The organism is Persicirhabdus sediminis, assembly GCF_016595495.1.
Lineage (GTDB): Bacteria > Verrucomicrobiota > Verrucomicrobiia > Verrucomicrobiales > Akkermansiaceae > Persicirhabdus > Persicirhabdus sediminis.
On record NZ_JAENIM010000028.1, the window covers coordinates 1 to 3,174 of the forward strand.

At 45.6% G+C, this 3,174-nt stretch carries 5 protein-coding genes; all 5 read right to left on the bottom strand.

Going from position 1 to position 3,174, the window contains the following annotated elements; all coding sequences use genetic code 11:
- On the bottom strand, positions 1–344 hold a 344-nt coding region (locus JIN82_RS05545; protein WP_200310636.1), incomplete at its 3' end, for a transposase.
- A 465-nt stretch (positions 345–809) separates the two neighbouring features.
- On the bottom strand, positions 810–1,214 hold the full coding sequence (locus JIN82_RS05550) for a hypothetical protein (RefSeq protein WP_200310651.1): 405 nt from the start codon (positions 1,212–1,214) through the stop codon (positions 810–812).
- Between the two features lie 120 nt (positions 1,215–1,334).
- A complete protein-coding gene (locus JIN82_RS05555; RefSeq protein WP_200310652.1) occupies positions 1,335–1,718 on the bottom strand; it encodes a hypothetical protein in 384 nt (127 codons plus the stop codon).
- A 567-nt stretch (positions 1,719–2,285) separates the two neighbouring features.
- Complete coding sequence (locus tag JIN82_RS05560; RefSeq protein ID WP_200310653.1) at positions 2,286–2,675, bottom strand: hypothetical protein; 390 nt, start codon at positions 2,673–2,675, stop codon at positions 2,286–2,288.
- A 164-nt stretch (positions 2,676–2,839) separates the two neighbouring features.
- Positions 2,840–3,121: a hypothetical protein gene (locus tag JIN82_RS05565; RefSeq protein ID WP_200309480.1), complete on the bottom strand. Its 282-nt coding sequence runs from the start codon at positions 3,119–3,121 to the stop codon at positions 2,840–2,842.
- Positions 3,122–3,174: the final 53 nt, after the last annotated feature.

Sequence of the window (3,174 nt, forward strand, 5' to 3'; positions counted from 1 at the left end):
CGACGCTGATTTTTAGGCAAAATCTTCGGCTCAAATTCTCCCTTGCGATCTCGCGGGATGGCCACCTCTAACTCACCGTGCTCACTGATCGCTTTTTTGCGGCTGGTTCCGTTGCGCACATTTCCGCGTTTACCGCCTTTGCGCTGGCCTTTTTCGTAGCCTAAATGGTCATCCATCTCACCAGCTAAGGCACTCTCGTAGAACCTTTTCATTAGCTTTTTGATGAGATCGTCACCCTGAACTGCCAGCTCAGCCGGACTCGCTCCAGCTGCCTTTTGTTTCGCTATGAATGAGTTAAAAAATTCATCCAACGCTTGGTCTGCTTCTGTCTTTTTTTTCTTCATGGTCGTATTTTACAAATGCGACCAAAAACACAAATATTATGTCAGGCTCTTGGCTCTATCTTGAGAGAGACCTCCAAAGGGGATATGCTTATCTCCAGCTTTGGTTAAATCTATTGTGGACTCTAGAGTTAGCCCGTCTTTGTCATCAAAACTGTAATAGTAAATAGTATTCGATTCGTGGTCAGTAATCTGTGTTATGACTAGCATTCCTCCTGCCACAGCAAATGTTTGCGTTGAGTATCTGGGTGATTCTTCTTTGTCACTATTACAGCTCGTTAGTGATAATAGAGGTATAGTTAGTAGGAGTGCGATCTTGTTCATAGATTTTTTATTGTCGAACGTCTAGCACACCAACCGCTGACCACTCAGCGCGCTACGTTTTTGGGTTGTGATTGAAATTGTCATAAAGGTCATTAATTCGGCGGGGAAGCGGTTGGGTGCTGCGCATTGTTCTGCCAGTTAATTCTAGCCAGATGTTTGGTCATTACGCAAAGTCTGAAAGCGAGGTGGAGCATCATCCTCAGATGGAAAGAATGCAATAGCCTTCACGGTTCCTCTATCCTGAAAGACAATATCTTTACGTCCATCACCATCGTAATCTTTAAAATATAGCTTTGGATCTTCTAAGCCGCCAAAATTAATATCTGGTTCGATTTTTATTCCATCGTAGATAACCCAGACATCAATCCAAGGATATGAATTAGTAGCTCCACTCACACCCCACTTTATAACTAACCCGTCGTTTTTATATGGGTTAGTATGTAGATCTCGATATTCATCCTTCCATTTGCAAAAAAACTGCCAAGCTAAAATCAAACAAGCAGCGCATGATAAGAGAAGAACTGGTAAAACTATCTTAACTCTCTTCATTTAGCAGAACGTCTAGCACACCAACCGCTGACCGCTCAGCGCGCTACGTTTTTGGGTTTGGATTGAAATTGTCATAAAGGTCATTAATTCGGCGGGGAAGCGGTTGGGTGCTGCGCCTTGTTAGGCAAGAGCGGTTTCCAGAGGTGCAGATGCGATTTGGTATTCGTCCTCATAGATAATTAGACCAGGATCTTCTGTAGAGATTAGTTCTATTTCAGTGCCGTATCGTTGAGCGATGTCTCGGTAGATACTGAGCTTAGCTACGACTTCACTGTTCATAACGGAATCTTTGAACCATGTGATTGCTCGACGCGGGTTTCCTTCAGCGTGAAATGGAGGAATTGGAAGGTTTTCTTCAAACCAATCACGAGCTTCCCAGTATGCTTGCTCGTCTTTCGGAGAAACCTTCTTATCTCTGATCAAGTGCCAGACGGCAATGAATACACCGTACCGTTGCTGTGTGTAGTCGCTCTCATACGGAGCGCAGTATCTGTAGTAGGTCATATTTAGCCTAACGTCTAGCACACCAACCGCTGACCACTCAGCGCGCTACGTTTTTGGGTTTGGATTAAAATTGTCATAAAGGTCATTAATTCGGCGGGGCAGGGGTTGGGTGCTGCGCCTTGTTAGCCAAAGTCGTTCGAGTGCAAATAGTTGGATTAAAGTGCGTAATATGATCTAGATTACGAACATATGGTTAACTTCTACTATTGTCAGGAAGAAGCCATCAGCATGAATCCTGTGATACTTATGAGTGAAGAAATGGTCACCATCGTCCAAAAAAGAAAGGGATGATTTTCTGGAGTGATCGACCAAATGCCTAAAACCTTAAACTTTCTCGTCTTCATCAGAACCAGTGTTATTCCTGTGAAAAAGAAAGTGGGGATGATGCCGTTGATATTTTCAGCTACGAAGTTCACGTGTATTTTTTAGGCTAACGTTTGAGGTGTGGCAGCGGCTACTGGCAGCGCACCGTCGAAACAGGGTTAAGTGTTGAAATAAAGAGGGTCATGTCGACTCGGCGCGAGTAGCCGCTTGCCCACCACCGCCTTGTTCGCTGCTTGTTGTTTTTCATCGTGAACGAAAGGTCAAATCGAGACGATCAATCACGATGTGAATGAACTCACCCACACATCGCTCATCGGAGGTAATGTCTCCTATCTCGAAGGTGAAGTCTCCGAAATCTGCAACCACGGGAGAAACTGAAGTAATTTGCCCGTAGCCGTCATACGACCAGTCGCCTGTCTTCACGAGTTCCTTCTTCTTGTCGGGGTTCCCACTAAACATATCCTCCCAAGATTGGTCAGTGAGGCACAGAATATCGAACTCGGGGGATTGCTGATCAACATGGGCGGGATCGAATCCTGAGAAGTCATCCATCGCGCCGTACTCCTTCCCGTTCAGCTTGAACTGCGCCTGCAAAGCGTAGCCGTCGGTGCTTAACAGTTCGAATGCGCTCATAATTCTTCAGCGAACGTCAAAAGCCACCCATCCACTACCAGAGGGCGAGCTTTGATTTCAGGTTAAGGTTCATAATTATCATTCAGATTTTGACTCGGAACGGGTAGTGGATTGGTGTGCGCTGCCTTGTTCGGCTTTTCGGGTTTGGCTTCTCGATCCGAGCTTCACTTACCGTCGAATAGTAGCGCAATCTGGCGTTTGGCAATCCAATTTAAAGCGATCGAAAACAACTTCCAGAGAACAAGAATCAAGACGGAAATCCCAGCCAAAATAATGGTGACCTGCATGGTCGTCATGCTTCCTTTACCGTCACCGGGTTCCACGAAACCAAAAAGAAGAGCGATAATTCCTACGAGTGGAAGTAGCAGGCAAAGGCACATAAACCCGTTGATCAAACGCCTCATAAGGTTAAGCTTTTTCTGGTATTCTTCGCGGGTGATTAACATCGCATAGTCGGGTCAAGTTTTCTGCCGAACGTCTAGCACACCAACCGCTGACC